A 26796-nucleotide genomic window follows, 5' to 3' on the forward strand; every position below is an offset into this window, starting at 1 on the left:
CCCGTGGATTCCGCGCCCCGCCCCGGCAGTCTGCGCCCGGCCCTCGCGCCCGAGGCGCCCGCCGTGCTGGAGACGGCCGCCCCGCCCGGCGGCGAGGGCGGGGCGGCGCTGGAGGCCGCGTCGCCCGGCGCGCTCGCGCGGCTGGGCCGGATCGTCCCCGGCGTCGGCGCGCTCGTGCGGTTCGCGTACCGGACGGCGGCGGCGAGCGCCGTGGCCGCGGCCGTCATCTGGCTCGCCCTTTTCGAGGGCGCGCTGCGGTCCGGCGCTGTGGGCGGGGTGGCCGTCATTGTGGCCCTCCTCCTGCTGGTCCCCGCCGCCGCCGCCGCGCTCGCAGGGTGGACGCTGGCCGACCTCGCCTCGCTGCCGGGCCAGCTCCGCGACGCGGCGCTCGCGGCGACCGGCCGCGCCGACGCCGCGCAACCCGCCGAGGCGCGTCCCCGCCGGGCGGGGCGGAGCCGGCTCCTCCGCGTGGGTCGCGCGCTGTGGGCGGCGCGCGGGCTCGCGCTCACGTCGAAGGGAGCGTGGGTCCGAATTGTCGGGGCCGCCCGCTTTCTCCGCCTCGCCAGCCTCCCGTTCGCGCTCGCGCTCGTCGGCCTGTTCGCGCTGAACGGGCTCGTGATCCTGGGCGGGGCGGTCGCCCTCGTCGTCCTCCTGTTTTGACCCGCCGCCCCGTGACCGACCGCCCCGCCCCGGCCGCCATCGCCCGCTTTCTCCGCCGCCGCCTGGAGCGGGGCGTGCCGTACGGGCTCAGCGCCACGCTCGCGTTCGTGGCCGTCGCCCTGCTCCTGTGGGGGTTCGTCGAGGTCGTCGACGCCGTCTCCGAAGGCGACGACCTCGCGCGGCTCGACGCCCGCGCCCACGAGGTCGTCTTCAACGCGCTCGGGGCCGATCCGCAACTGGGCGTCGCCGTGACGTGGTTCGGCAACAACCTCACGCTCATCACCTTCGTCGTGGTGGCGACGCTCGCGCTCGTCGCCGCGAAGCGGTACTGGTCCGCCTTCCGCGTCGCGTTCGCGAGCGGGGGCGGCGGGCTCGTGGTGCTCGGGCTGAAGGGGCTGTTCCACCGCGCGCGCCCGGTCGACCAGGTGATCCCGGCCGAGGGCTACAGCTTCCCCAGCGGCCACGCCTTCGCGTCGACCGTGTTCTACGGGATGCTCGTCTACCTCGTCTGGCGGCTGACCGAGAAGGCGTGGGCGCGCGCGCTCGCCGCCGTCGTTGGCCCGCTCCTCATCATCTCCGTGGGCCTCTCGCGCGTCTACCTCAACGTCCACTTTCTGACCGACGTCGTGGCGGGGTGGCTCTCGGGCGCCGCGTGGCTGGTCGCGAGCCTCCTCATCGTGGACCTCGTCGAGACCCGGTTCCGCGGCGGGAACGGGCGGAGGGCGCAGCCGGGCGACGCCGGACCGCAGCGCCACCCCGCCCGAACGGCATCCCGAACGGCGTAGAGAGAAAAGCGGGCGGGGCGGGCGCAGGAGGCGCGGCACAGGCGCGGCACCGCCCCGCCCGTGGCTGGGGCGCTACGAGTTGGGCGCCACCGGCCGGCGCGGGACCGGCACCGAGAGCACGAGCTGCGTCACCGGCTCGCCAAAGGGGAGCAGGCGGTCGATGAGCGCCTCCAGCGCTTCGGTCGACGCGACGGCGACCACCATGACGAGCGAGCTGCTCCCGGTCGTCCGGTAGCACTGGAGCACGTCGTCGAGCTGCTGGATCTGCTCGACGCTCCGCTGGAAGCGGGCGCGGTCGACCTGCATGTGGAGGATGGCCTGGACCGGGCGCCCGAGCCGCGCGGGGTCGACGGCGGCGTGGTAGCCGGTGACGACGCCGGACGCCTCCAGGCGGCGGAGGCGCTCGGCGACCGCGGGCGGGGAGAGCCCGACGCGCCGGCCGAGCTCGGCGTAGCTCAGGCGGGCGTCGGCCTGGACTTCGCGGAGCAGGCGGTGGTCGAGCGTGTCCATATCCAAAGCGAACGTAGGGCGGGGCGGTCGCCATCGGATCGAAGGCGAGACGGGCACAGTACCATCGGTCGGCCCTTGGGCGCGAGGGCGGGGCGGTCCTAGCCTGTAGGCGCCACCCCGCCCCGCCCTCGATGACGACCGCCCCGCCCATTCGCGCCCCGCGCGGCACCGACCTCTCCTGCCAGGGCTGGCACCAGGAGGCCGCGCTGCGCATGCTGATGAACAACCTGGACCCCGAGGTCGCCGAGCGGCCCGAGGACCTCGTCGTCTACGGCGGGTCGGGCAAGGCCGCGCGCGACTGGCCCTCGTTCCACCGGATCGTCGAGACGCTCCGGCGGCTGAAGGACGACGAGACGCTCTTGGTGCAGAGCGGGAAGCCGGTCGGCGTGTTCCGCACGCACGACGAGGCCCCGCGCGTGCTCATCGCCAACAGCTGGCTCGTCCCGCGCTGGGCGACGTGGGACCGCTTCCGCGAGCACGAGGCGGCGGGCCTGACCATGTACGGCCAGATGACGGCCGGGAGCTGGATCTACATCGGCACGCAGGGCATCCTCCAGGGGACGTACGAGACGTTCGCGGCGTGCGCGCGCCGCCACTTCGGGGGCGACCTGAGCGGCCGGCTCGTCGTCACGGCCGGGCTGGGCGGGATGGGCGGGGCGCAGCCGCTCGCGGCGACCATGAACGGCGCGGCCTTTCTCGGCGTCGACGTGGACGAGAGCCGCATCCGCCGCCGCGTCGAGACCGGCTACTGCGACCGGCTCGCGCACAGCCTCGACGAGGCGCTGGACGCCGTCGAGGGCGCCCGCGAGCGGGGCGAGGCGCTCTCGGTTGGGCTCGTCGGCAACGCGGCCGACGTCCTGCCCGAGCTGGTCCGCCGCGGCGTAGCGGTCGACGTGGTGACGGACCAGACGAGCGCGCACGACCTCCGCGTGGGCTACCTGCCGGCGGGCGTCTCGCTGGGTGAGGCCGACGCGTTCCGCGAAGCCGACCCGGCGGCCTACGAGGAGGCCGTCCTCGACAGCATGGAAACGCACGTCGACGCGCTCCTGGCGCTCCAGCGGGCGGGCGCGGTCGCGTTCGACTACGGCAACAACCTGCGCGGGCAGGTGGCCGACCGGCGCGGGCGGACCGAGGCGTTCGAGATCCCGGGGTTCGTGCCCGAGTACATCCGCCCGCTGTTCTGCCGCGGCTCCGGCCCGTTCCGCTGGGCCGCGCTCTCGGGCAACCCCGCCGACATCGCGGCGACCGATGCGGCGCTCCTCGACCTGTTCCCCGAGAAAGAACACCTGCACCGCTGGATCCGGCTGGCGCAGGAGAAGGTGCAGTTCCAGGGGCTCCCGGCGCGGATCTGCTGGCTCGAATACGGCGAGCGGGCCGAGGCGGGTGAGCGGTTCAACTGGCTCGTCGAAACGGGCCGCGTGAGCGCGCCGCTCGTGGTCGGGCGCGACCACCTCGACACGGGCAGCGTGGCCTCCCCGAACCGCGAGACCGAGGGGATGCTCGATGGCTCCGACGCGATTGGCGACTGGCCGCTCTTGAACGCCATGCTCAACACGGCCTGCGGCGCGTCGTGGGTGAGCCTCCACCACGGCGGCGGCGTGGGCATCGGGTACTCGATGCACAGCGGCATGGTGTGCGTCGCCGACGGGACCGAGTCCGGCGGGCGCCGGCTGGAGCGCGTGCTCACGGCCGACCCCGGCACCGGCGTCATGCGCCACGCCGACGCCGGCTACGACGTCGCCCTCGACACGGCGCGCGAGCGGGGCGTCGACCTCCCCTCGGCGGGGGACCCGCAGTGATGGGCGGGGTGGTCGAACTCGACATGCCGGCGCTGCGCCTCGACACGCTCGACGCCGACCTCGCGGCGTCGCTCGCGGCGCTCGCCGACGACCTGGCCCGGCCGGACGGCCGCGTCGCCCAGAGCCGCGCGCTCGTCGAAGCCGCGCTCGCCGACGGCCGCGCGCACTACGGCCTCAACACGGGCTTCGGCGCGCTCAAGTCAGAGCGGATCGGCCCCGACGACGTCGCGCAGCTCCAAGTCAACCTGCTGCGGTCGCACGCCTGCGGCGTCGGCGATCCCACCCCGCCCGCGCTTACGCGGCGGATGCTGGCGCTCAAGGCGCACGCGCTCGGGCGGGGCTTCTCGGGCGTCAGTCCGGCCGTTGTGACCGGCCTGCTGGCGCTGCTCGACGCCGACCTCGTGCCGGTCGTGCCGCAGCAGGGGAGCCTGGGCGCCTCGGGCGACCTCGCCCCGCTCGCACACCTCACGCTCCCGCTGATCGGCGAGGGCTCGGTGTGGGACGACGGCCGCCCCGCCCCCGCCGCCGACGCGCTCCGCCAGGCGGGCCTGGAGCCCGTCGCGCTGGGCGCCAAGGACGGGCTGGCGCTCATCAACGGGACCCAGTTTATGCTCGCCTACGCCGTCGAGGTCGCGCAGCGCGCGCGCCGGCTGGCGACGACGGCCGACGTGGTCGCCGCGATGACGCTGGAGGCCCGGCTGGGCTCAGCGCGGCCGTTCGACGCGCGCGTGGCCGCGCTCCGCCCGCACCCGGGCCACGCGCAGTCCGCCGAGGCCGTGCGCCGCCTGCTCGACGGGTCGGAGATCGGCCCGAGCCACGCCGCCTGCGGCCGCGTGCAGGACCCGTACTCGGTCCGCTGCGTGCCGCAGGTCCACGGCGCCAGCCGCGACGCGCTCGCGTTCGCGGCCGGCGTGGTCGAGCGCGAGCTGAACAGCGTCACCGACAACCCGCTCGTGTTTGCTGCACAATCTCCTGCGGAGGTTGCTTCGCAGTCTCCTTCGGAGGTCGCCGCCCCGCCCCCGGCAGAGGGCGGGGCGGGCGGGGCGGCCGACGTGGTCTCGGCGGGCAACTTCCACGGGCAGCCGCTCGCAATCGCCCTCGACACGGCGGCGATCGCCGTCGCCGAGTGGGCCTCGATCTCGGAGCGCCGGACGTACCTCCTGGTCGACGGCGGCGACGGGCTCCCGCCGTTCCTCGTCGAGCGCTCGGGCCTCCAGTCCGGGTTCATGATCCCGCAGTACGCCGCGGCCGCGCTCGTGAGCGAGAACAAGACGCTGTGCCACCCGGCCTCGGTCGACTCGATCCCGTCGTCGCGCGGGCAGGAGGACCACGTCTCGATGGGCGCGTGGGGCGCGCGTAAGGCGCTCCGCGTGGTCGAGAACGCCGAGCGCGTCCTGGCCGTCGAGGCGCTGTGCGCGGCGCAGGCGCTCGCGTTTCGGCGCCCGCTCCGGGCGGGGCGGGGCGTCGAGGCGGCCCACGCCGTGCTCCGCGAGCGCGTGGCGCAGCGGACCGACGACGTCGCCTTCGAGGCCGACTTCGAGGCGGCCACGGACCTCGTCCGCTCCGGCGCCCTCGTCGCCGCGGCCGAAACCCAAACAGGGCCGCTCCCATGACCGCGCTCACCGACATCGGCCAGCTGGCGACGTGCCCGCCCGACGACCCGGGCGCCGGGCTCGTCGACCGCGCAGCCCTCGTGTGGGACGAGGGCGTCGTGGTGTGGGCCGGTCCCGAGGCCGACCTCCCCGCCCGCTTTGCGGATGCCGAGCGCCTGTCAGCCCACGGCGGGCTCGTGGTGCCGGGGCTCGTGGACTGCCACACGCACCTCGTCCACGCGGGCGACCGCTCGGGCGAGTTCGTCGAGCGCATCGAGGGGACGCCCTACCTGGAGATCGCCGGGCGGGGCGGCGGCATCTTGTCGACCGTCCGGGCCACGCGCGCGGCGTCCGACGCCGACCTGGAGGCGTCGGGGCGGGAGCGTCTGGACGCCATGCTCCGCCAGGGCGTGACGACGGTCGAGGCCAAGAGCGGCTACGGGCTGACCGTCGCCGACGAGATGCGCACGCTGCGCGTCCACCGGCGGCTGGCGGATGCGGGGCCGCAGCGGATCGTGTCGACGCTGCTCGCCGCGCACGCCGTCCCCCCCGAGTATGCCGACGACCGGGCCGGCTACGTCCGCCTAGTCGTGGACGAGATGATCCCGAAGGCCGCAGCCGACGGGCTGGCGGCGTTCGTGGACGTGTTCGTGGAGCAGGGCGCGTTCACCGGCTCCGAGGCCCGGACGATCTTCGCGGCCGCGGCCGCACACGGTTTGGGCGCCAAGCTCCACGCCGATCAGCTCAGCGACACGGGCGGGGCGGCGCTCTCGGCGAGCGTGGGCGCGGCGTCGGCGGACCACCTCGAGTACGTGTCCGACGCGGGCGGGGCGGCGCTCGCCGCGGCCGGCGTGGTCGCCGTGAGCCTTCCGATCGCGACGCTCGTGCTGGGGCAGGAGCCACTGCCCGCGCGGCGCCTCCTCGACGCCGGCGTGCGCGTCGCCGTGGCGACCGACTTCAACCCGGGCTCGGCGCCGAGCGCGAGCCTCCCGCTCGCGATGTGGCTCGCCTGCACGCGCCAGCGGATGACGCCGGCCGAGGCCCTCCGCGGCGCGACCGTCGAGGCCGCCCGCGCGCTCCGCCTGGACGGCGTCGGCACGCTCGTGCCGGGCGGGGTGGCCGACGTCGCCGTGTTCGAGGCGCCCTCACTGTACGCGTGGCTCGCGGGCTGGCGCGCCGAGCCGGCGGCCCGCGCCGTGGCCGCGGGCGAGACGGTGTGGATGAGGGATGAGGGATGAGGGATGAGGGATGAGGGATGAGGGATGAGGGGTGCGGGCGGGGTGGCGCTCGTTTTGTTCCGCCCTGCCCTGTGGGGCCGGCGAGCAGCGAGCGGGGCGATCGTTGGCGCCGTTGAGGCCTAAAGAGGGCGGCGGCAGTCCCTCTCCTGGTCACCGCGCAGCGTCGGCGCAGCCAGGAGGGGCTAGGGGTGGTTGTGACGAGGGCGGGGCGGTTTGGGCAGGCGCCGCCCCGCCCGGTGCCGCCCCGCCCCGCCCCGCCCCGCCCCGCCCCGCCCCGCCCCCGGCGTGGGCGGGGTGGTGCATCTTCTGCCCGCTGCCCGCCCTTCACCATGTCCGACCCCCGCCTTGGCGACTGGCTCCGCGACGCCCCGCTCGCCACTGACACACGCGTCGCCCTCGTCGGCTTCCCGTCCGACGAGGGCGTCCGCCGCAACGGCGGGCGGCCCGGAGCCGCGCAGGCGCCCGCCGAGATCCGCGCGGCGCTGGCGCGGATGACGCCCGACGCCCGACGCCCCGCCCCATTCGTCGGCCTGCTCGAGCGCACGGCCGACGTGGGCGACGTCGAAGTGACGGGCGACCTAGAGGCCGACCAGGCCCGGCTGGGCGAGCGCGTCGGCGGGCTCCTCGCGCGCGGCGTCGTGCCCATCGTGCTCGGCGGCGGCCACGAGACGGCGTACGGCCACTTTCTTGGCTACGTGCGGGCGGGGCGGCCCGTGCGGGCGCTCAACTGGGACGCCCACGCCGACGTCCGCCCCCCGGCGGATGGTCGGGGGCACTCGGGCTCGCCGTTCCGCCAGCTGCTCGACCACGACTCGGGCCTGTGCCGCGGGTATACGGTCGCGGGCTTGCTCCCGTGGCGCGTCGCCGCCGACCACGCGGCGATTGCCGAGGCGTCGGGCGGGGTGGTGTGGGCGGACGACCTGACGGCCGAGCGCGCCGACGCCCTCGTCGCGTCCCTCGACGGGCCGACGCTGGCCTCGTTCGACCTCGACGCCGTCGACGCCGCGCGGGGCGTCAGCGCGCCGGGCGTGGGTGGGCTCTCCACCGCCGTGTGGCTCCGGGCGGCTGAGGTGTGTGGGCGGAGCGCACACGTCCAGTCGGTCGACGTCGTCGAGCTGAATCCGGCCCACGACACGGACGGGCGGACGGTGGTGCTGGCCGCGCTCACCGTCTGGCACGTCCTCCGCGGCCTCGCCGCGCGGACACCTCCGGCCTGACGCCGCCCCGCCCGCGCGGCACGGCCCCGTGGGACCGGAGGCGCTCCGGCCGACCGCCCCGCCCGCCGGCCGCGCGCGTCGAAGCGCTCCTCCGCCCCGCCCGAGCGCCAGAGGGCGGGGCGGTCCTACCCGCGGAGCTCGGCCTCGAAGTCCTCTTCCCAGAACTCGTTCGGGCGGCGGCCCTCGCCCGTCTCCGCCTCCCACAGCTCGACGCGGTTGGGGAGCATGAGGAGCACGCGGTCGCCCCGCCCGACGCCCTGGCGGCGGAGGAACGTGTCCGAGCGGTCCGACAGCTCCCCGAACGAGAGCCGGGCCGCGGTCCCCTCATCGCCCTCGATCCAAAGTGCCGGGGCGTCCGCATGCTCCGCGGCCCAGGCGTCGAACCCGTCGAGCGCCCAGTTGAAGCGGTCGAGCGTGGGCCACGTGAACCGCTCGCGGGCCGCGGCGAGGTCGGTGCGGGTGTCGAGGAGCGTGTCGCGGGCGTCACGGAAGGCCTGGGCAGACATGGCGGGGTGGGGCGGGGCGGAAGGAACAGGCCGTGTAAATTGACCAACCGGCCCTTCGGGTCCGACCGGCCTCGGAATTCGGGGCCGCCCCGCCCCGTGAACAGGGGGCGGGGTGGAGAGCGCTCGGCCGCCCCGCCCGCTCCGGCAGACGCCGCGCGCGGTGCCCCCGCCCCGCCCGCGCGCCCTGGCGGGGCGGGGCGGTCCCGGGACCCCCGCCGAGGCGCCGCCGTAGCTTCGGCCGCCCCGCCCCCGAGACCCACGACACGAGCATGGCCGGATACCCCCACGACGAGATCGAGCGCAAGTGGCAGGCCTACTGGCGCGACCACGAGACCTTCCGCCAGCCCGGCCCCGGCGACGCCGGCTTCGACGCGAGCAAGCCCGGGTTCTACGCGCTCGACATGTTCCCCTACCCGTCGGGCGCCGGCCTCCACGTGGGCCACCCCGAGGGCTACACGGCGACCGACATCGTCGCCCGCACCAAGCGGATGCAGGGGTTCAACGTGCTCCACCCGATGGGCTGGGACGCCTTCGGCCTGCCGGCCGAGCAGTACGCCATCGAGACGGGGACGCACCCGCGCGAGACGACCGAGCGCAACGTCGGCACGTTTCGGCGCCAGCTCCAGCGGCTCGGGTTCTCCTACGACTGGAGCCGCGAGATCAACACGACGGATCCGGACTACGTGCGGTGGACGCAGTGGATCTTCCTCACGCTCTACGAGCGCGGGCTGGCCTACGAGTCGGTCGCCCCAGTCAACTGGTGCCCGGCGCTCGGGGCCGTGCTCTCGAACGAGGAGGTCGTCAACGGGCGGAGCGAGATCGGCGGGCACCCGGTCGTCCAGCGCCCGATGCGGCAGTGGATGCTGAAGATCACGGACTACGCCGACCGCCTGCTCGACGGGCTGGACGGGCTCGACTGGCCCGAGTCCGTCAAGGCCATGCAGCGGAACTGGATCGGGCGGAGCGAGGGCGCCGAGGTCGACTTCCGCGTGTTCGGCCACGACGAGCTCACGCTCCGCGTGTTCACGACCCGGCCGGACACGCTCTTCGGGGCGACCTACATGGTCCTCGCCCCGGAGCACCCCTACGTGGCCGAGATCGCGACTGAGGACCAGGTGTTCGCCGTCCGCGACTACGTCGAGGCGACGGCGCGCAAGACGGAGCGGGACCGAATCGAGTCGAAGGCGAAGACGGGCGTGTTCACGGGCGCGCACGCGACAAACCCTGTCAACGGCCAGAAAATCCCCATCTGGATTGCCGACTACGTCCTATCGACGTATGGGACCGGCGCCATCATGGCCGTCCCCGCCCACGACGCGCGCGACCTCGAGTTCGCCGTCGCGCATGGGCTCCCGGTCCGCACGGTCGTCAAGCCGCCGGCCTCGTGGATCGAGGCGCACGCGCCCGCCGACGTGTCGACGGACGACGAGACCGAGCTCTACGCGGCCTACCTCGACCGCACGCGCGACTGGACCGACGCCTACACCGGCGACGGCCGCCACCTCCATTCCGACGCCTCGGGCGGGGCGGTCGCCGACATCGCCGACCGCGGCACGTCGCTGGACGGGCTCGAGACGCCGGCCGCCACGGACGCCGTGCTCGCGTGGCTCGACGACAACGGCGTGGGCCGGCGCCGCACCGAGTACAAGCTCCGCGACTGGCTCTTTAGCCGGCAACGCTACTGGGGCGAGCCGATCCCGGTCCTCCACGTCGAGAACGAGGACGGCCGCGTCGAGCCGCACGCGTTGGGCAAGGACATGCTCCCGGTCACGCTCCCCGAGGTCGACCGCTACACCCCGACGGGGACCGGCGAGAGCCCGCTCGCGGGCATCGAGGAGTGGGTCGAGGTGACGGACCCCGCGACCGGCCGCCCCGCCCGGCGCGAGACGAACACGATGCCGCAGTGGGCCGGCTCGTGCTGGTACTACCTCCGCTTTATCGACCCCGACAACGACCGGGCGCCCGTCGATCCCGAAAAGGAGCGGTACTGGATGCCGGTCGACCTCTACGTGGGCGGGGCGGAGCACGCCGTCCTGCACCTGCTCTACGCCCGCTTCTGGCACAAGGTGCTCTACGACGCCGGCGTTGTCAGCACCGACGAGCCGTTCCAGAAGCTGGTCAACCAGGGCATGATCCTGGGCGGCGTAGAGCACACGGCGTTCCGCCGCCTCGACGAGTCGGGCGACGCCTACGGCTGGGTCTCGGCGGAGCACGCCGCGCCGACGGACGACGACGAGATCGCGTGGCAGGACGCCCGCGACGGCTCCAGCCTCGTGGCGGTCACGGTCAGCGACGACGAGGTCGAAAAGGGCGGAGAAGGCTTCGTGCTCCGGGAGTACCCGGACGTCCGCGTGCAGTCGCGGGCGCACAAGATGTCGAAGAGCCGCGGCAACGTGGTCAACCCGGACGACATCGTGGCCGAGTACGGGGCCGACTCGCTCCGGCTGTACGAGATGTTTATGGGTCCGCTGGAGCAGACGAAGCCGTGGAATACGCGCTCGGTCGACGGCGTCCACCGCTTTCTCGCGCGGGCCTACCGCCTCGTCCTCGACCGCGAGGGCGGGGTGGCGGTCTCGGACGCCGATCCGACGCGCGAGCAGCTCCGCGTGCTCCATGCCACCATCCAGAAGGTGACGGACGACGTCGACGGCCTCCGCTTCAACACGGCCATCGCGGCCATGATGGAGTTCGTGAACGCGGCGACCAAGTGGGAGCACGTGCCCCGGAGCGTGGTCGAGCCGTTCGTGCTCCTGCTCGCCCCGTTCGCCCCGCACCTCGCTGAAGAGCTGTGGCAGCGGTTGGGCCATGACGAGTCGCTGGCCTACGCGCCGTGGCCCGAGTACGACCCAGCGCTCCTCCAGGCCGACACCGTCGAGATCGCGGTCCAGGTCAACGGCAAGCTCCGCGGGACCGTGACCGTGGACGCTGGCGCTGACCAGTCCGCGATGCTCGCCGCGGCGCGTGAGGAGGAGAACGTCGCCCGCTACCTCTCCGAAGGCACGGTCCGCAAGGAGATCGCCGTGCCGGGCCGGCTCGTCAACTTTGTCGTGGCGTAGCCGCCCCGCCCGCTGGACGCCCGCCCCGCCCGCAACCGCCCCGCCCGTGGGGGAACGCGGGGGGCGGGGCGGCGCCGATCCCCGGCAACGGCCGCGCGGGCGGGGCGGAGAGAACCCGCCCGCCCCGCCCCGAGTCTAGGCCACCCCGCCTGGGACCGAGGGCGGGGTGGTCCTGAGTTTCCAGCCGCCCCGCCCGGGGTCCCGTCGTCATGAAAACCGTCGTCACCGGCGCCACCGGAACCGTAGGCAGCGCCGTGCTCCGCCGCCTCCTCCAAGACGGCCACGAGGCCGTCGCCGCCGTTCGCCACGCGGGCGACCGCGATCTCCCGGACGGCGCCGCGTCCGTCGCGTTCGATGTCACAAAGCCCGAGACGTACGGGCCGGCGTTTGAGGGGGCGGACAACGTATTCCTCATGCTCCCGCCGGGCAAAGGCGCGAACATGAACGGCGTGATCGACGCGGCCCAGGCCGCCGGCGTGCGCCGCATCGCGTTCCTGTCCGTCCTGGGCGCCGAGAGCAACCCGGTCCTCCCGCACCGGAGCATCGAGAAGCACCTGGAGGCGTCGTCGATGGAGACCGCGCTGCTCCGGGCCAGCTACTTTATGCAGAACCTCTCCGACGTCCACGCCGCCGACGTCCGCGACGGCGAGATCGTGGTGCCGGCGGGGGCGGGGCGGACGTCGTTCGTAGACGCCCGCGACGTGGGCGACGCGGCGGCCGTCTGGCTGACGGACGCCGACCGGACGCCGGCGGCGGGCGCCGTCGCCTACGACCTGACGGGGCCGGAGTCGCTGGACTACTTCGACGTGGCCGCCGTGCTCTCTGACGTCCTCGGCCGCCGCGTCGTTTACACACGGCCGGGCCTCGTCCAGTTCTACCGCCACGAGCGCGCCCGTGGCGCCGAACCTGGCTACGCCGCCGTCATGATGGGACTGTACACGTCCGCCCGCCTCGGCTTCGCCGGCCGCCTCGCCGACGGCGTCCAGCGGCTGCTCGGGCGCCCGCCCCGCTCGCTCCGCGAGTTTGCTGAAGACTACCGCGAGGCGTGGGCGTGACCGCCCCGCCCCCAGACGGCAACCTCGACGCTCGGGCGGGGCGGTGGGCCGCGCTCTGCGAGCCATTCCTGCGGGAGCACGTCGCCGGCGACGCCGCCCACGACCTCGCCCACGTCCGCCGCGTCGTCGCGTGGGCGGGGCGGATCGGGCGCGACGAAGGGGCGGACCTCGACGTGGTGCTCCCGGCGGCGTGGCTCCACGACTGCGTCGTGCTCCCGAAGGACCACCCCGCCCGCGCGCAGGCGTCGCGGCGGGCGGCCGAGCGGGCGGCGGCGTGGCTCCGGGAGCACGGCGAGCCCGAGGCGCGCGTCGCCGCGGTCGCCCACGCCATCGAGGCCCACAGCTTTTCGGCCGGCGTCGAGCCGCGGACGCTGGAGGCGCGCGTGGTCCAGGACGCCGACCGACTCGACGCGCTCGGTGCGATCGGCGTGGCCCGGTGCTACGCGACGGCCGGGGCGCTGGGCGCGGCGCTCACGCACCCGACCGATCCCGTGCCGACGTGGGCCGACCCGGACGCCGCCCCGCCAGATGCCGCCCCGCCCGAGCCGCCCCGCCCGCTCGACGACCGACGCTACGCGACGGACCACGTCTACGCAAAGCTGCTCCGCCTACCGTCCACGATGCGCACGCGGGCGGGGCGGGCCGAGGCCGAGCGCCGAGCGGCGTTCCTCCGCGCCTTCCTGGCGCAGCTCGCGTCCGAAGCCGGGGGCGCTTCCTGAGCGGGCGGGGCGGGGGACCCTCAGGCGGGGCGCGGCGTCGGAGGGCGCCCTCTTTTCTTTTGCCTCCCGCCGCCTGTGCCCTTTTCGCTCTGGTTCGTCGTTGCTGGTCTGCTCCTCACCCTCATGGCGCTGGGGGGCACGACGCTCAAGCGGCTCCCGCTCTCGACGGCGCAGCTCTACCTCTTGGTCGGGCTGGGAATCGGGCCGCTCGGGATCGGGCTCCTCGTGATCGACCCTATCGAGCAGGCGAAGCCGCTGGAGATCCTCTCCGAGATCGCCGTCATCCTGTCGCTCTTTGCGGCCGGGCTCAAGCTCCGCACGCCGCTCACGGACCGCCGCTGGCGGCTCCCGCTCCGCCTCGCGACGATCTCGATGACGCTGACGGTCTTCGGGATCGCCGCGCTCGGCGTGTGGGGGCTGGGGCTGCCGATCGGCGCGGCCGTCCTGCTCGGCGCCGTCCTCGCCCCGACCGACCCCGTCCTCGCGTCCGACGTCCAGATCGAGGACCCCGACGACACCGACCGCCTCCGGTTCTCGCTCACCGGCGAGGCCGGGTTCAACGACGGCGCCGCGTTCCCCTTCGTCATGCTCGGGCTGGGGCTCCTGGGCCTCCACGAGCTGGGCGAGTTTGGGTGGAAGTGGGTGGCGGTCGACGTGCTGTGGGCCATCTTCGGGGGGATCGCGCTGGGCGCTGTCCTAGGCCTCGGCGTCGGGCGCCTCGTCGTGTACCTGCGCAAGACGCACAAGGAGGCGATCGGGACCGACGACTTCCTCGCGCTCGGGCTCGTCGCGCTGGCCTACGGGGTGGCCCTCCTCATCAGCACCTACGCCTTCCTCGCAGTCTTCGCCGCCGGCCTCGCGCTCCGCTACGAGGAGCGCCGCGAGACGGGCGACGAGGCGGCCGAGGACGTCGAGGCGATGGCGAAGAACGGGGAGGAGGAGGAGGTCGCCGTCGACGAGCACGTGGCCCCGGCCTTTATGGCGTCAGCCATCCTCGGGTTCGCCGAGCAGCTGGAGCGGATCGGGGCGGTCGCGCTCGTGGTCCTGGTGGGCGCGCTGCTGCACCTGGCCGAGTGGTCGTTCGACGCGCTGTGGTTCGTGCCCGTCGTGTTCCTCGTCGTCCGCCCGGCGGCCGTGGCCGTAGGCCTCGCGTTCTCGTCCACGTCGGACCTCCAGCGCGAGCTCGTCGCGTGGTTCGGGGTCCGCGGGATCGGGTCGGTCTACTACCTCATGTTCGCCGAGACGCACGGGCTCTACGACGGCTTCTCGGAGCGCCTGCTGGGCCTCGTCCTCGTCACAATCGCGGCCAGCGTCGTCGTCCACGGCCTCTCGGTCACGCCCGTCATGGCGTGGTACAGCCGCCGCGCCGGCTCCGAGGAGCGGAAGGCGCAAGTGGCCGGCGACGAGGCGTAGGGCGGGGAAAGTGGAAAGTGGAAAGTGGAAAGTGGAAAGTGGAAAGTGGAAAGTGGAAAGTGGAAAGTGGAAAGTGGAAAGTCGCGTGGGCGGGGTGGTGCCCGATTTGTTCCGCCCCGCCCCCGTGGGACCGGAGCGGGCAGCGGGCGGCGAGCAGCAGGCAAATGGGGGCGGGGCGGTCGTGGCAGGCACGCCGCCGTCTCGAGGCGGCGGCAGTCCCCCTCCTGGCCAGGAGGGGCTAGGCAACGTTGACATTTGAGTTGGGCGGGTCGGTGCCGATAGCAGCCTCCCCTTCTTGCTGCTACCATGCCTCGCCATACGCTCTCCGACGCGCAGTTCAACCGCATCCGGCACCTGCTCCCTGGTAAGCCCGGCGACCGAGGCCGCACCGCGACGAACAACAAGCTCTTCCTCGAGGCCGTGCTCTTCGTCGCCAGCAACGGCGGGCGGTGGCGCGACCTGCCCGAACGCTTCGGCAAGTGGAACTCCGTCTTCGTACGCTTCAACCGCTGGAGCAAACGCGGCGTCTGGCAGCGCCTCTTCGAGAGCGTCCAGGACCCGGACCTGGAATGGCTCATGGTCGACTCCACGATCCTGCGCGTGCACCAGGACGCTGCGAGGCGGCCAAAAAGGGGGGGCCCAGCGAGCTGGCCAACCACCGCGAAGGCTTCGGGCACAGCCGCGGCGGGTTGACCACGAAGCTTCACGTGGCCTGCGACGCGCTCTGCAACCCGGTGCGCTTCGCGCTCACCGGCGGGCAGGCCCCCGACGGCCACGAGATGCTGCCGCTGATCGCGGGGCTCGATGCGGGGGCCGTGCTCGCCGACGCGGCCTACGACTCGGACGCGCACCGGGCGGCGCTGTCGGCGGGGGGCATCGGTGCGGTGATCAAGCCGAACGGTGCGCGGTCGGCGAAGCCGCCGTTCGACCGCGAGGTCTACCGCGAGCGCAACCAGGTCGAGCGCTTGATCGGTCGACTGAAGCGCTACCGGCGGATCGGTACGCGCTACGAGCAGACGGCGCGCAACGACCTCTCGGTCGTCCACGCGGTCTCGACGCTCATCCTGCTCGCCTAATGTCAACGTCGCCTAGGGGTGGTGGAGGATGCGGGCGGGGCGGTCTGGCCTTGGCCGCCCCGCCCAGAGGCCGTTGGCCAACACCGTTGCATATGACACCGCCCCGCCCCCGGGCGACTGACGGTCGCCCCTACGACCTCTCGCGTTGCGGGCGGGGCGGGTCTTCATCGACGGACCAGGCCGGCGCGGGGCAACCCCGAACCCCGAACCCCGAACCCCGAACCCCGAACCCCGAACCCCGAACCCCGAACCCCGAACCCCGAACCCCGCCCGTGCCCTACCTCGACCACGCCGCGACGACGCCGCTCCGAGCCGAAGCGCTCGACGCGATGCTCCCGTACCTCCGCGAGCACCACGGCAACCCGTCGTCGCTGCACGGGGCGGGGCGGCGCGCGCGCGTGGCTGTGGAAAAGGCGCGGGCGCGCATCGCGGGCGTTCTGGGCTGCGAGCCGGGCGAGGTGGTGTTCACGAGCGGCGGGACCGAAGCCGACAACCTCGCTCTCCGCGGCGTGCTCACCGGCGCGGCCCTCCGCGAGACCGGGCGGGCCGCAAACCGGCGGGGCGGTCTTGTCACGTCGGCGACCGAGCACGAGGCCGTGCTGCGAACCGCCGAGGCGCTCGCCGCCGAGGGATACCCGGTTATCGTGCTCCCGCCCGACGGGGCGGGGCGGCTCACGGCCGAGGCCGTCGCGGACGCGCTCACCGAGCAGACGGGGCTGGTCTCGGCCATGCTCGTCAACAACGAGACGGGCGCCGTCAACCCCGTCGCGGACATCGCGCGCGTGGCGGAGCGGGGCGGGGCGGCCACCCACACCGACGCCGTCCAGGCCGCGGGCCTCCTGCCGCTCGACGTCGACGCGCTGGGCGTCGACCTCCTCTCGCTGTCCGGGCACAAGGTGGGCGGGCCGAAAGGCGTCGGCGCCCTCTACGTCCGCGCGGGCACGTCGTTTGGGGCGGTGCAGACGGGCGGGGCGCAGGAGCGAGGGCGCCGGGGGGGGACTGAGAACGTGGCGGCTGTGGTCGGCTTTGCCGAGGCGCTCGCGCTCGCCGACGCCGAGCGCGTCGACCACGCCGTCCAGGTCGGCGCCTTGCGCGACCGGCTCCGCGCGCGCGTCGTCGCCGCGTTCGGGGACGCTGTGCACCTGAACACGCCGCCTGGCGCCGCCCCCCACGTCCTCAGCCTCTCGTTCCCGCCCCGCCCCGGCGTAGGGCGGGGCACGCTCGACGGCGAGATGCTGCTGACGGCGCTCGACCTGGAGGGCGTCGCGGCGTCGGCCGGGAGCGCGTGCACGAGCGGGGCGCTCGAGCCCAGTCACGTCCTGCTCGCCCAAGGGCTCGACCGCGCGACGGCCGCGGCGACCGTTCGGTTCTCGCTCGGGCGGGGCACGACCGAGGCCGACGTCGACGCCGCGGCGGCAGCCCTCGTCCGCGTCGTCGCGCGCCAGGGCGGGGCGGGGTAGTCTGGCGTCCCTAGCGGAACTGGCACCGGCAGCGCGTACGTTTCCGGCCCGTCCCTCCCTGGCCCCGTGCTCCTCTCCGGCGACGTCCTCTGGCTCGGCCCCCGTGCTCCGTGGGCCGCCGCGCTCGACGCGGCCGTCCACTCGTGCGCGGCGGCCGCCGACCTCCCCGCCCGCGGCGGCGCCGCGCTCGTCGTCATCGCGGGCGACCCCGCCGCCGCCGCCGACTGGCTCCGCCGGCCCCGTGAGCGGCCGCCGGCCCTCGTCGTGGCCGACGGCGACGACGCCGAGGAGGCCGCGCTCCAGGCCGGGGCCGACGAGGCCGTCTCGGCGTCCGCCCCGCCCGAAGACGCTCGACGGGCCGTCCGGCGGGCGCTCGCGCGGCACGCGGCGGCCCAGGACGAGACCGACGTGTTCCGGCTGATGGTCGAGTGCGCGACCGACCTCCTCACGCTCACCGACGCCGACGGCCGGACGCTCTACGCAAGTCCGGCCGCCGAGGAGCTGACGGGCGCCCCCGCCGAGGACCTCGTCGGCCGCGAGCCGTTCGCATCGGTCCACCCCGACGACCTCGACCGCGTGCGGCGGGCGTACGTGGGTGCGGTGGCCGCGGGCGGGGCGCCGGTCGCGACCCAGTACCGCGTGCGCGACGCCGACGGCTGCGTTCGCGTCGTCGAGAGCGTCGGCCGCCCCGCCTGCGCGGGCGGGCGGACGTACGGCGTCGTCAGCACGCGCGACGTGACCGAGCGGGTCGAGATGGAGGAGCGGCTCCGCGATTCTGAGGCCCGCTACCGCGCCGTCGTCCGGGCGCTCCCCGACGTGGTCTCGCGGCTCCGCCACGACGGCTGGGTCGTCGACTTCCACGTGCCGCCCGTCTTCGAGACCGAGTTCCCGGCCGAGGCCATGCTCGGGCGCCGGCTCCAGGACGTGATCCAGACTGACATCGCGCGGAAGTTCGCGGACAACGTGGGCCGCCTCCGCGAGACCGGCCGCGTCGTCTCGTACGACTACGAGGTCGAGGTGATGGGCGAGACGCGGCACCGCGAGGTCCGGCTCGCCCCGCTCGGCGACGGCGAGGTGATCTCGATGATCCGCGACGTGACCGCGCTCCGGCAGAAGACGGCGGCGCTCCAACGGTCGCGGACCGAGCTCCGCGCGCTCGCGACGCACCTCCAGGACGTCCGCGAGGAGGAGCGGGCGCGGCTCTCGCGCGAGGTCCACGATGTGCTCGGGCAGCAGCTCACGGCCATCCGCCTCGGCATCGGGTGGTTCGGCCGGCGCCTCTCCGACAACGCCGAGGCTCAGGCGCGGCTGGCCGAGCTTCGCGAGACGATCGACGAGACGATCGGCCACGTCCGCCAGGTAGCCGCCGACCTCCGGCCGGGCGTACTCGACGACTTCGGGCTCGCGAGCGCGGCCGAGTGGCAGGTCGAGCGGTTCGCGGCGCGGACCGGCCTCGCGACGTCGCTCGACGTCGAGGGCACGGCCGAGGTCCCAACCGACGTGGCGACGGCCGCCTTCCGCGTGCTCCAGGAGGCGCTGACGAACGTGGCCCGCCACGCCGACGCCCGGTCCGTCGACGTCACACTCGACGTCACGCTCGGGGGCGGGGCGGTCCGGCTCACGGTCGCCGACGACGGGCGGGGCTTTGACGGGAACGCCGTCGGCCGTCGGACGCTCGGGCTGCTCGGGATGCGCGAGCGGGCCGGCGCGCTCGGCGGCACGCTCGACGTCCGCGGCGTGCCCGGCCGGGGCACCGTCGTCGAGTGCACGCTCCCCCTCGCCCCGCCCCGCCCATGACCCGCGTCGCGATTGCCGACGACCACGCCCTCGTTCGCCGCGGGCTCATCGAGCTCCTCCGCGAGACGCCCGGCCTCGACGTGGTCGCCGAGGCCGACTCCGGCGACGCGCTGCTCCGGGCCGTCCGCGACGGGCGCGTGGACGTGATCGTGATGGACATGAACATGCCCGGGCCGAGCGGCCTCGACCTCGTCAAGTCGCTCCACGCTGAGTTCCCAGGGCTCCCGCTCCTCGTCCTCTCGGCCCACCCCGAGGACCAGTACGCCGTGCGCGTGGTGCGGGCCGGGGCGCTGGGCTACCTCACGAAGGAGAGCGCCGAGGCCGACCTCGTCGAGGCCGTCCGCCGCGTGGCCCAGGGCAAGCGGTTCCTCACGCGCACGCTCGCTGAGGCGCTCCTCGACGCGCTCGACGCGGACCCCGACGCCGTGCCCCACGCGGCGCTCTCGGACCGCGAGTACCAGGTGCTCCGGCTCCTGGCCTCGGGCAAGACCGTCGGCGGCATCGCCGAAGACCTCTCGCTCAGCGTCAAGACGATCTCGACCTACCGCGCGCGGCTCCTCCAGAAGATGGGGATGTCGAACAACTCCGAACTCACGCGCTACGCCCTCGAGAACAAGCTGGTGGAGTGAGGGGACTGGGGACTGGGTGGCGCGCGGGCGGGGTGGTGCCCTTTTCGTTCCACCCCGCCCCTGCGGGGCCGGCGAGCAGCGGGCGGCGAGCAGCGGGCGGGGCGGTCGTGGGCGGGCACGTCGCCGTCTTGAGGCGGCGGCAGCCCTCCTCCTGGCCACCGCGCAGCGTCGGCGCAGCCAAGAGGGGATAGGACCCAAAGGGCGAGGTGGTTGTGACGCGGGCGGGGCGGTTTGGGTAGGCGCCGCCCCGCCCGCGCGCCGCCCCGCCCGTGGGCGGCGGCCCGACGGCGTTGCATGCAACGCCGCTACGGCGGCCACCCCGCCCCGCCCTCACGTTCTGCGGGCGGGGTGGTGCATCTTTGGCCCGCTGCCCGCTGCCCGCTGCCCGCTGCCCGCTGCCCGCTGCCCGCTGCCCCGTCAGTTCATCCGCGGATCGTCGGGGAACGTCGAGAGCAGGGCGTACTCGCCGCCGAGCCGGCGGAGCACGCCGCGCCAGAGGGCGTCGGAGCCCTCGGCGAACACGACCTCGGCCGAGCCGTCGAGGACGATCCACGAGCCCTCCTCGACCTCGGCGTCGAGCTGGCCCGGCCCCCAGCCGGAGTAGCCGACGAAAAAGCGGAACCGCGAGGCGTCCAGCCACCCCGCCCGCGCGCCCTCCTGGACCTCGTCGAACGAGCCGCCCCAGAACACGTCGTCGCAGACGGGGAGCGCGCCGTCGAGGTGGTCGTAGGGGTGGAGGTAGTGGAGCGTGTCGGGCTGGACCGGCCCGCCGAGCCCGAGCTCGGCGTCGAACGGGAGCGGGTCGGCGGCGGCCTCCGACAGCGAGAGGCCGGTCGGCCGGTTGAGCACGAGCCCGTAGGAGCCCTCGGTCGTGTGCTCGCAGAGCAGGAGCACGGCTCGGCGGAAGTTGGGGTCCGCCATCGGCGGTTCGGCGACGAGCAGGGAGCCGGGCGTGGGAGCGGACATCGGGCGACGGGCGGGGGGCAGCCTGTCCAACGCACGCGCAGAGGGGCCGGGTCCGGCGGCGCAGCTTCGCGTAGGGGCCGGCTGTGCGAGCCCCCGCCCCGCCCGCTACCGCCCCCGGAAGAGCGCCACGACGAGCGCCACGGCCGCCGTGTAGAGCGCGCCGCCCAGCCACAGCCCGAAGACCAGGAACGGCGTCCGCGTGCCCTGGTCGAGCGCGAGCAGGATCGTGAGCAGCCCGTTGTGGACGACCGCCACGACGAGCGCGCCGACGAACGCCTGCACCGGCGTAAGCCGCAGGTGCTCGCCCTGCTCGGACTGGAACAGGCCGACCACGAACCCCATGAGCGTCTTGAGGAGCGCGTTGACGCCCAGCGTCGACGGGTTGACGACGATGTCCATCAGGAGCCCGGTCCAGAACCCCGTGACGGCCCCGGGCACGCGGCCGCGCCGGAGCGCCACGTAGGCCACGTACAGTAAGACCACGTCTGGCGTGACGCCCCACAGGCCCAGGTTGCTCAGGAGCCACTGAGCGAGAACCACGGCCAGGCCGACGGCGACCTGGCGGAGTACGTACGGCATGCGTCGGGCGGGGCGGAAACCCAGAGGGCGGGACGCCGGAAACTACGGAGCCGGAGGGGGACCGGCAGGCGACGCCCGGCGGGCGGGGCGGACTCGGGCCGGGCGCCGCCCCGCCCACGTTACTCGGCGTCGACGGCCGCCACGAGGCGCGCGGCGAACCCGCCGTCGCGGTCGGCCGCGCGGCGGAGGAGGGCGAGGCTCTCGTCGCGGCCCGGACCGCGCGCCACGAGCGGGAGCGTCCGCCCGGGGAGAGGGGAGAGGTGACCGGCGGCCCCGTTGGGCGGGGCGGCTAGGGCGTAGACCGACGCGTGGACGCCGGCCTCGGTCATGGCCCCGAGGCACATGGCGCACGGCTCGAGCGTCGTCGCGAGCACCAGGCCCGGCTCGTCCAGGCCGCCCCGCTCGGCGAGCGCGTGGAGCGCGTCCGTCTCGGCGTGGCGGAGCCGGTCGCCGTCCGTCGCCGCCCGGTTGCGGCCGACGGCCACGACGGTCCCGTCGCCCCGGCCGATGGCGGCGCCGATGGGCGCGTCGCCGGCCTCGAACGCCTCGCGGGCTTGGGCGAGCGCGGCGTCCATGAGCCGCCCCGCCCCGTCGTCCGAGAGCGCGTGGTCGCCCGGCGCCGCCGCGGCGAGGGCCGCGTCGAGGTCGCCCACGAGGGCGGCCGTCGACGCGTAGACGGCGCGGGCGCCGGCGCCGCGGAGGTCGTCTTCCGACCACACCCAGGTCGCCACGCCGACGAACGCCGCCCCGCCCCGGAGCGCGGCCTCGGCGTCGTAGACCGTGTCGCCGACGAGGGCGCAGGCGGCCGGCGGGAGCCCCAGCTTGTCGGCGACCACGCGGACGAGGTCGGGCTCGGGCTTGCTCCCGTCGACGTCCGACGACGTGGTGACGACGTCGAAGCGGTCGCGGAGGTCCGTGCCCACGCTCTCGAACAAGGCGTCGAGGTCGCCCTCGGCCGATGACGTGGCGAGCGCCAGCGTCAGCCCCCGCTCGCGGGCGGCGTCGATCAGGCGCTCGGCGCCGTCGAGCAGGCGGAGCGTCCGCTCCGCGGCGATCTCGCGGAACGCCCGGCCGATGGCGTCGCGCATCGCCTCGCCGTGCTCGGCCTCGACGCCCGGCCCGAACACGTCGGGCACCACGTGGTCGGCTCCCTTCCCGATCACCAAGTCGAAGCGGTCTTTGGGGAGCCCGAGCCCGAACTCCTTGGCGGCGCGGACGAAGCCTTCGGCGTGGGCGTCGTTGGAGTCGGTGAGCGTGCCGTCGAGGTCGAGGAGGAGTGCGGAGAGGGCCACGGGCGGGGTGGGTGCGGGGGGAGGGGGCTCTCCAGACCCGCCCCGCCCGTCGCGGTTCTCGGAATCGTCGTCGGCCGGAGTCCTCCGGAGTCGCCGATGCCGAACCGAGGAGCGCGCGCGGCACCCGCCGCCCCGCCCGACCACCCCGCCCTTGCGCCACGCGGGCGGGGCGGACACCTTGACCCACCGACCCCAAGCCGCCCATGCCCACCCTCGACGCCGCGCTCGCCGAACTCCGCCGCTCGTTCGAGCGATTCGACCCGCTCCCCGATTCCGTGTGGGCCGACGTGCGGCGGCCGTGGCGGCTCCGCGCCGTGCGGCGGGGCGAGGTGCTCACGCGCGCGGGCGAGACCGAGCGCACGCTCTCGCTCGTGGTCGAGGGCGTCCAGCGGCTCTCGTTCCTCGCCGACGGCCGCGAAGTCACCGTCGCCTTCGTCTACCCGCCCGACCTCTCTGGCGTGCCCGACTCGTTCTTCCTCCAGACGCCGTCGGCCTACGCGCTCGACGCGCTCACCGACGGGCAGGTGCTCGCCGCCGACCACGGCGATGTCGCGGCGCTCCTGGACCGCCACCGCGAACTGGAGCGGTGGGCGTGGAAGCTGTTCGCGGCGGCCGGGGCGGGGCGGGCCAAGCGGGAGCGGGAGCTGCTCACGCTCTCGGCCGAGGACCGCTACCGGAGGCTGCTCCGCGAGGCCCCGCACGTCCTCCAACTCGCGGCCCAGAAGCACGTGGCGTCCTACCTCGGAATGTCGCCCGAGACGCTGAGCCGCGTCCGCTCTGGCCGTTCTTGACGCGCGTCAAGGCGCGGGCCGCCCCGCCCGGGTAGCGTGGGGCTCCACCCCGCCCCTTGGGTTTGCCCGTCGGGCGCTCTTTGGGTCCGCCCCCGCGCTCATGTCCATCGTCGTCGCCCTCCGCTCCGCCCGCCCCGCCCTGTGGGCGCTCGCGTTCGTCGGCCTCGTCGGGCTGAACGGCCCGTTCCTCTACTACGCGCTGTTCCGCCCCGACGTGGTCGCCGCCGCGCAGCAGAACCCCGTGGCCCTCGTGTTCATGGCCGAGGCGTTCGTCCTGGTCGGGTTCGGCGCGTGGGGCATCGCGCGGCTCGGGCTGCGGCGCCCGGGGTGGCTCGCGTTCGTGGCCCTGTCGATCGCTGGGAGCCTCGCCTTCAGCGTCCCCGCCTTCCTCCTGTGGCACCTGCGGACGCGCGATAGGGGCGGGGTGGGGCCGCCGAACGGGTGACGGGCCGCCCCGCCCGCGCCAGCTCGCCCCTTACAGCACGTCGCCCGCCCCGCCCGGCGCCGCCCGGCCGGCCGCGGGCGGGGCGGGGAGGCCCACGTCGCCGGGCGCGCCGTCGGCCCCGTGGCGGGGCGGGCCGCCGGCGCCCGGCTTCCCCTCGGTCTGGTTGAAGAACATCCGCGTCGTCGGGTACGCCAGGTCGATGTCATCGCGGGCTGCGAAGCGGTCGAGGATGGCCTCCCACACGTCCTGCTCGCTCCCGCGCACGCGGCGGGGCTCGACGAGGAACCGGATCGTGAGCTGGACGCCCTCGCCCACGACGCTCGTGTAGACGGTCGGGGTCAGCTTCGAGTAGAAGATGAAGTAGTCCCGGGCCGCCCGGCGGAGCGTCCGCTCGGCGTCGGGCGAGAGGCTGTTGGTGACCGTGTGGGCGATGTCGAGCAGGGCGGCCTTGGCCGCCCGCCAGTCGCTCTCGAACGTGACCACGACCGGGACCTCGTGCCACACGTAGGCGAACGCGCCCGTGTGGTTGACGACGGGGTGCGTAAAGACCCACCCGTTGGGGACGTGGACGATCCGCCCGGTCGACTGCCCCGCGCCGGCCACCGTCCCCGTCTGGAGCAGCGTGAACTGGAACAGGCGCTGGTCGATCACGTCGCCCGAGTGCTGGTGGACCGTCACGCGGTCGCCCGGCGAGAACGGCCGCCGCCACAGGATGAAGGCCCACCCCGCCAGGTTCACGAGCGGGTCGCGCAGCGCGATCGCGATGCCGGCCGTGAGGAGACCGAGGAACGTGCCCAACGAGCCCAGCCCCTCGAGCCACACGTTGAGCAGGACGAGCGCGGTGAGCGCGACGACGACGTAGGTCGTCCCCTTGCGCCACGAGTACAGCCGGCGGGCGTCGTCGGGCGAGCGGCGGCGGACGGCGGCGAGCACGAGCGCCCGGAGCCCCCACAGCACCACGACGACGGCGACCGTCTCGATCAGGTTGAGCGCCGTCTGCGGCGACACGTTGAGCAGGTCGGCCATCCCCCCCACGACGCGGTCGCCCAGCGTCGAGCCCGTGCGGACCGGGGCCTCCACGGCCCCGCTCGGCCCCGCCCCGTCCGTCGCCGCCCCGCCCCGCCCTTGCAGCGCGTCCAGCACCGCGCTCCCCGACGACGCGGGCGGGGCGGCCGCAGGGGCGGTGCCCGCGTCGCCGGCGGGCGGGGCGGTCTGGAGCGGCACGCTACTCGGCGGCCGTCCCGGCCGCGGCCTCCGTGATGAACTCGCCCAGGCAGCGCGGGCTGTACGAGGCGTAGTCGGACTGGACGACGCGGCCGTTGATGGCCAGCTTGGGCACGCTGAGGCCGCCGTCCGGCGCCGTGAACGCGGCCTGCACCGCCTTCGCCTCGACCTCGATCTGGGCCAGGATCGGCTGGACCCGCGCCTCGTCGTTGAGGAGGGCCTGGAAGGCAGCCCCGTCCATTCCGGCCGCGTTCACGGACGCCACGATCTCGGGCACGGACATCCCCCACGTCGCGTCCTGGCGCGCGAACATCTCGTCGAGGAGCTCGAAAAAGCGCCCCTCGCGCGCAGCCACCTTCAGCGCGATCGTCTGGGCCAGCGACGACTGCCGCAGCGGGTACGCCACGTAGTAGAACGTGGCCTCGTCGCCGTGCTCGGCGACGACGGGCTCCATCGACTCGGCGAGCGCCTTGCAGTGGGGGCAGTTCGGGTCGAACACCTCGACGACGGTCACGGGCGCGTCCGGGCTCCCCTTGTACGGGCTGCTCGTGAACGTCGAGAGGTCGGTGAGGGGCGCGAACTGGGGGTCGTAGCTGCACGCGCCGCCGGTGTCGGGCGGGGGCGCGGCCGCCCGGTTCTGGGCGGCCACGGCCGCGATGTTCGGGGCCGGCGCGGCCGTCGGCGTGGGGATGCTCGCCTGGACGCGCCCGGCCAGGACCACGTCGGCGGCCAGGAGCAGCGCGAACACGCCGAGGATCGGGATGTAGGGCTGGAGCGAGGGCGACCCGCCCGCGAGCGCGCGCCGGGGCGGGGCGGCGCCCTCGGCGGGGACCGCCCGGAGCCGCCGCTGCTCGACAAAGTGGAGCACGAAGAGCGTCAGCACGAGGGCCGCCGACGTCATGCAGAGCACGCAGAACGAGCCGATCACGGCGGCCTGGAGGTAGACGAGGTACGCCGTGTACAGGAGGCCCACGCCGACGACGCCCGCGCTCGCCAGCCGGAGCCGGTCCGACCCGGTCGCGGCGTAGGCCAGCCGGAGCCCGACGACGAGGACGTAGAAGAGGAGGCCCCACGTGATGTTCGAGACGCCGGCGAACGAGGCGTACTCGCCCTCGGTGACGGTCGCGCACCCGGACCCCGCCCCGCTCGGGGCCGCGCCGAGCGCGCTCACCGAGTAGGCCACGTCCTCGAACCCGGTGCACCCGCGGACGAACCCGTTCGCCTTCTGGAGCCCGAGGTGGGCGACGACGAGGACGCCGAGCAGGGCGACGGCCACGATGACCCGGCGGAGGGTGGAGGTCTGGGCGGGGAGGGGCATGGCAGGCCGGGCGGGTGGAGTCTCGTCAACGCCCCAGCCGCCGAGATCGCACGGCGGCGCGGGCGGGCCAAACTACGGAGCCGCCCCGCCCCCCGCGTCCCTCCCCCTGCGGCCCCAGACGCCGGGCGGGGTGGGGCTGCTAAAAAATGAGCGGCTCCTCTTGACCCGGCCGCCGCGCCGCCGTACTCTGGTGCTAGGTTTTTAACACATCCAATGTCTCCCCCCTCCCTCAGCCGCCGCGAGCGCCAGGTGCTCGACGTCCTCCACCGGCTGGGCCGGGCCAGCGCCGCCGACGTCCGCGCGGCGCTCGCCGACCCGCCCAGCGACTCGGCCGTCCGCACGCACCTCCGCATCCTGGAGGAGAAAGGCCACGTCCGCCACGAGCAGGACGGCCCGCGCTACGTCTACCTCCCGACGGTCCCCCGCGAGGCCGCCGGTCGGAGCGCCCTCCGCCACCTGATGCGGACGTTCTTCGACGACGCCCCCGACCGCGCCGTCGCCGCCCTCCTCGACGAGACGGCCGCCGACCTGTCCGACGCCGAGCTCGACCGGCTGGACGCTTTGATCCGCCAGGCCCGCGAGCACGGCCGCTGAGCCGGTCGGTCGGTGGGGCCGCAAACAGGCCCGTCCGCCTCCCGCCCGATCCAGCGCCCGACCCGCTCACGGCGC

General features: G+C 74.7%; 24 protein-coding genes. 17 read left to right on the forward strand and 7 right to left on the reverse strand.

What is annotated here, in order from left to right:
- The first annotated feature begins 3 nt into the window (after positions 1-3).
- Both RM540_RS02980 and RM540_RS02985 read left to right on the forward strand, forming a co-directional pair.
- The gene (locus RM540_RS02980; RefSeq protein ID WP_311661986.1) at positions 4-660 is read left to right on the forward strand and encodes a hypothetical protein; all 657 of its coding nucleotides are present in this window, start codon (positions 4-6) and stop codon (positions 658-660) included.
- A complete protein-coding gene (locus tag RM540_RS02985) occupies positions 657-1445 on the forward strand; it encodes a phosphatase PAP2 family protein (RefSeq protein ID WP_311661988.1) in 789 nt (262 codons plus the stop codon). The genes RM540_RS02980 and RM540_RS02985 overlap by 4 nt, the downstream gene beginning before the upstream one ends.
- A gap of 72 nt (positions 1446-1517) precedes the next feature.
- Here RM540_RS02985 and RM540_RS02990 read toward each other — a convergent pair whose 3' ends face one another.
- Complete coding sequence (locus RM540_RS02990) at positions 1518-1955, reverse strand: Lrp/AsnC family transcriptional regulator (protein WP_311661990.1); 438 nt, start codon at positions 1953-1955, stop codon at positions 1518-1520.
- Positions 1956-2086: 131 nt separating this feature from the next.
- Between RM540_RS02990 and hutU the strand changes: the two genes are divergently transcribed.
- From hutU to RM540_RS03010, 4 genes are all read left to right on the forward strand, one after another.
- Complete coding sequence (hutU, locus tag RM540_RS02995) at positions 2087-3754, forward strand: urocanate hydratase (RefSeq protein WP_311661992.1); 1668 nt, start codon at positions 2087-2089, stop codon at positions 3752-3754.
- Positions 3755-3777: 23 nt separating this feature from the next.
- Complete coding sequence (gene hutH / locus RM540_RS03000; RefSeq protein ID WP_311661994.1) at positions 3778-5367, forward strand: histidine ammonia-lyase; 1590 nt, start codon at positions 3778-3780, stop codon at positions 5365-5367.
- A complete protein-coding gene (gene hutI / locus RM540_RS03005; protein ID WP_311661996.1) occupies positions 5364-6584 on the forward strand; it encodes an imidazolonepropionase in 1221 nt (406 codons plus the stop codon). The genes hutH and hutI overlap by 4 nt, the downstream gene beginning before the upstream one ends.
- A 329-nt stretch (positions 6585-6913) precedes the next feature.
- On the forward strand, positions 6914-7801 hold the full coding sequence (locus RM540_RS03010; protein ID WP_311661998.1) for a formimidoylglutamase: 888 nt from the start codon (positions 6914-6916) through the stop codon (positions 7799-7801).
- A gap of 125 nt (positions 7802-7926) precedes the next feature.
- Here RM540_RS03010 and RM540_RS03015 read toward each other — a convergent pair whose 3' ends face one another.
- On the reverse strand, positions 7927-8307 hold the full coding sequence (locus RM540_RS03015; RefSeq protein ID WP_311661999.1) for an AMP-binding protein: 381 nt from the start codon (positions 8305-8307) through the stop codon (positions 7927-7929).
- Between the two features lie 269 nt (positions 8308-8576).
- On the opposite strand from RM540_RS03015, the gene leuS reads away from it, so the two are divergent.
- The 8 genes from leuS (at position 8577) to RM540_RS03055 (ending at position 19512) form a co-directional block, all read left to right on the forward strand.
- A complete protein-coding gene (gene leuS, locus RM540_RS03020; protein WP_311662001.1) occupies positions 8577-11363 on the forward strand; it encodes a leucine--tRNA ligase in 2787 nt (928 codons plus the stop codon).
- Positions 11364-11572: 209 nt separating this feature from the next.
- A complete protein-coding gene (locus tag RM540_RS03025; protein WP_311662003.1) occupies positions 11573-12418 on the forward strand; it encodes an NAD(P)H-binding protein in 846 nt (281 codons plus the stop codon).
- Complete coding sequence (locus RM540_RS03030) at positions 12415-13137, forward strand: HD domain-containing protein (RefSeq protein ID WP_311662005.1); 723 nt, start codon at positions 12415-12417, stop codon at positions 13135-13137. Before RM540_RS03025 ends, RM540_RS03030 begins: the two co-directional genes overlap by 4 nt.
- A gap of 75 nt (positions 13138-13212) precedes the next feature.
- Complete coding sequence (locus RM540_RS03035; protein WP_311662006.1) at positions 13213-14550, forward strand: cation:proton antiporter; 1338 nt, start codon at positions 13213-13215, stop codon at positions 14548-14550.
- Positions 14551-14856: 306 nt separating this feature from the next.
- Positions 14857-15626, forward strand: a protein-coding gene (locus RM540_RS03040; protein WP_311662008.1) for an IS5 family transposase whose coding sequence is annotated in 2 segments (ribosomal slippage) — positions 14857-15168 and positions 15171-15626 — 768 coding nt in all. Because the reading frame shifts where the segments join, the coding sequence is not laid out codon by codon here.
- 272 nt (positions 15627-15898) lie between these two features.
- Positions 15899-17086, forward strand: a complete 1188-nt coding sequence (locus RM540_RS03045; protein WP_311662010.1) for a cysteine desulfurase family protein — start codon at positions 15899-15901, stop codon at positions 17084-17086.
- 66 nt (positions 17087-17152) lie between these two features.
- Positions 17153-18883 (forward strand): PAS domain-containing sensor histidine kinase, encoded by a 1731-nt coding sequence (locus tag RM540_RS03050; protein ID WP_311662012.1) that lies wholly within the window; start codon positions 17153-17155, stop codon positions 18881-18883.
- The gene (locus RM540_RS03055; RefSeq protein WP_311662014.1) at positions 18880-19512 is read left to right on the forward strand and encodes a response regulator; all 633 of its coding nucleotides are present in this window, start codon (positions 18880-18882) and stop codon (positions 19510-19512) included. The genes RM540_RS03050 and RM540_RS03055 overlap by 4 nt, the downstream gene beginning before the upstream one ends.
- 417 nt (positions 19513-19929) lie before the next feature.
- Here RM540_RS03055 and RM540_RS03060 read toward each other — a convergent pair whose 3' ends face one another.
- The 3 genes from RM540_RS03060 to RM540_RS03070 form a co-directional block, all read right to left on the reverse strand.
- Positions 19930-20478 (reverse strand): YqgE/AlgH family protein, encoded by a 549-nt coding sequence (locus RM540_RS03060; RefSeq protein ID WP_311662016.1) that lies wholly within the window; start codon positions 20476-20478, stop codon positions 19930-19932.
- 105 nt (positions 20479-20583) lie between these two features.
- Positions 20584-21057 (reverse strand): rod shape-determining protein MreD, encoded by a 474-nt coding sequence (gene mreD / locus RM540_RS03065; protein WP_311662018.1) that lies wholly within the window; start codon positions 21055-21057, stop codon positions 20584-20586.
- 119 nt (positions 21058-21176) lie between these two features.
- Positions 21177-22349: an HAD-IA family hydrolase gene (locus tag RM540_RS03070; RefSeq protein ID WP_311662020.1), complete on the reverse strand. Its 1173-nt coding sequence runs from the start codon at positions 22347-22349 to the stop codon at positions 21177-21179.
- A 203-nt stretch (positions 22350-22552) separates the two neighbouring features.
- Here RM540_RS03070 and RM540_RS03075 point away from each other — a divergent pair, with 203 nt between their 5' ends.
- Together RM540_RS03075 and RM540_RS03080 are read left to right on the forward strand one after the other, a co-directional pair.
- Positions 22553-23140 (forward strand): Crp/Fnr family transcriptional regulator, encoded by a 588-nt coding sequence (locus RM540_RS03075; RefSeq protein WP_311662022.1) that lies wholly within the window; start codon positions 22553-22555, stop codon positions 23138-23140.
- Between the two features lie 100 nt (positions 23141-23240).
- Positions 23241-23585 (forward strand): hypothetical protein, encoded by a 345-nt coding sequence (locus RM540_RS03080; RefSeq protein WP_311662024.1) that lies wholly within the window; start codon positions 23241-23243, stop codon positions 23583-23585.
- Positions 23586-23615: 30 nt separating this feature from the next.
- Here the strand turns inward: RM540_RS03080 and RM540_RS03085 are convergent, their stop codons facing one another.
- Together RM540_RS03085 and RM540_RS03090 are read right to left on the reverse strand one after the other, a co-directional pair.
- Positions 23616-24809, reverse strand: a complete 1194-nt coding sequence (locus RM540_RS03085) for a mechanosensitive ion channel family protein (RefSeq protein WP_311662027.1) — start codon at positions 24807-24809, stop codon at positions 23616-23618.
- A gap of 1 nt (position 24810) precedes the next feature.
- Complete coding sequence (locus RM540_RS03090; RefSeq protein ID WP_311662029.1) at positions 24811-26127, reverse strand: vitamin K epoxide reductase family protein; 1317 nt, start codon at positions 26125-26127, stop codon at positions 24811-24813.
- Between the two features lie 213 nt (positions 26128-26340).
- Between RM540_RS03090 and RM540_RS03095 the strand changes: the two genes are divergently transcribed.
- Positions 26341-26721, forward strand: a complete 381-nt coding sequence (locus tag RM540_RS03095; protein WP_311662031.1) for a BlaI/MecI/CopY family transcriptional regulator — start codon at positions 26341-26343, stop codon at positions 26719-26721.
- The last annotated feature ends 75 nt before the right edge of the window (positions 26722-26796 follow it).

The organism is Rubrivirga litoralis (genome assembly GCF_031846415.1).
Taxonomy (GTDB): domain Bacteria; phylum Bacteroidota; class Rhodothermia; order Rhodothermales; family Rubricoccaceae; genus Rubrivirga; species Rubrivirga litoralis.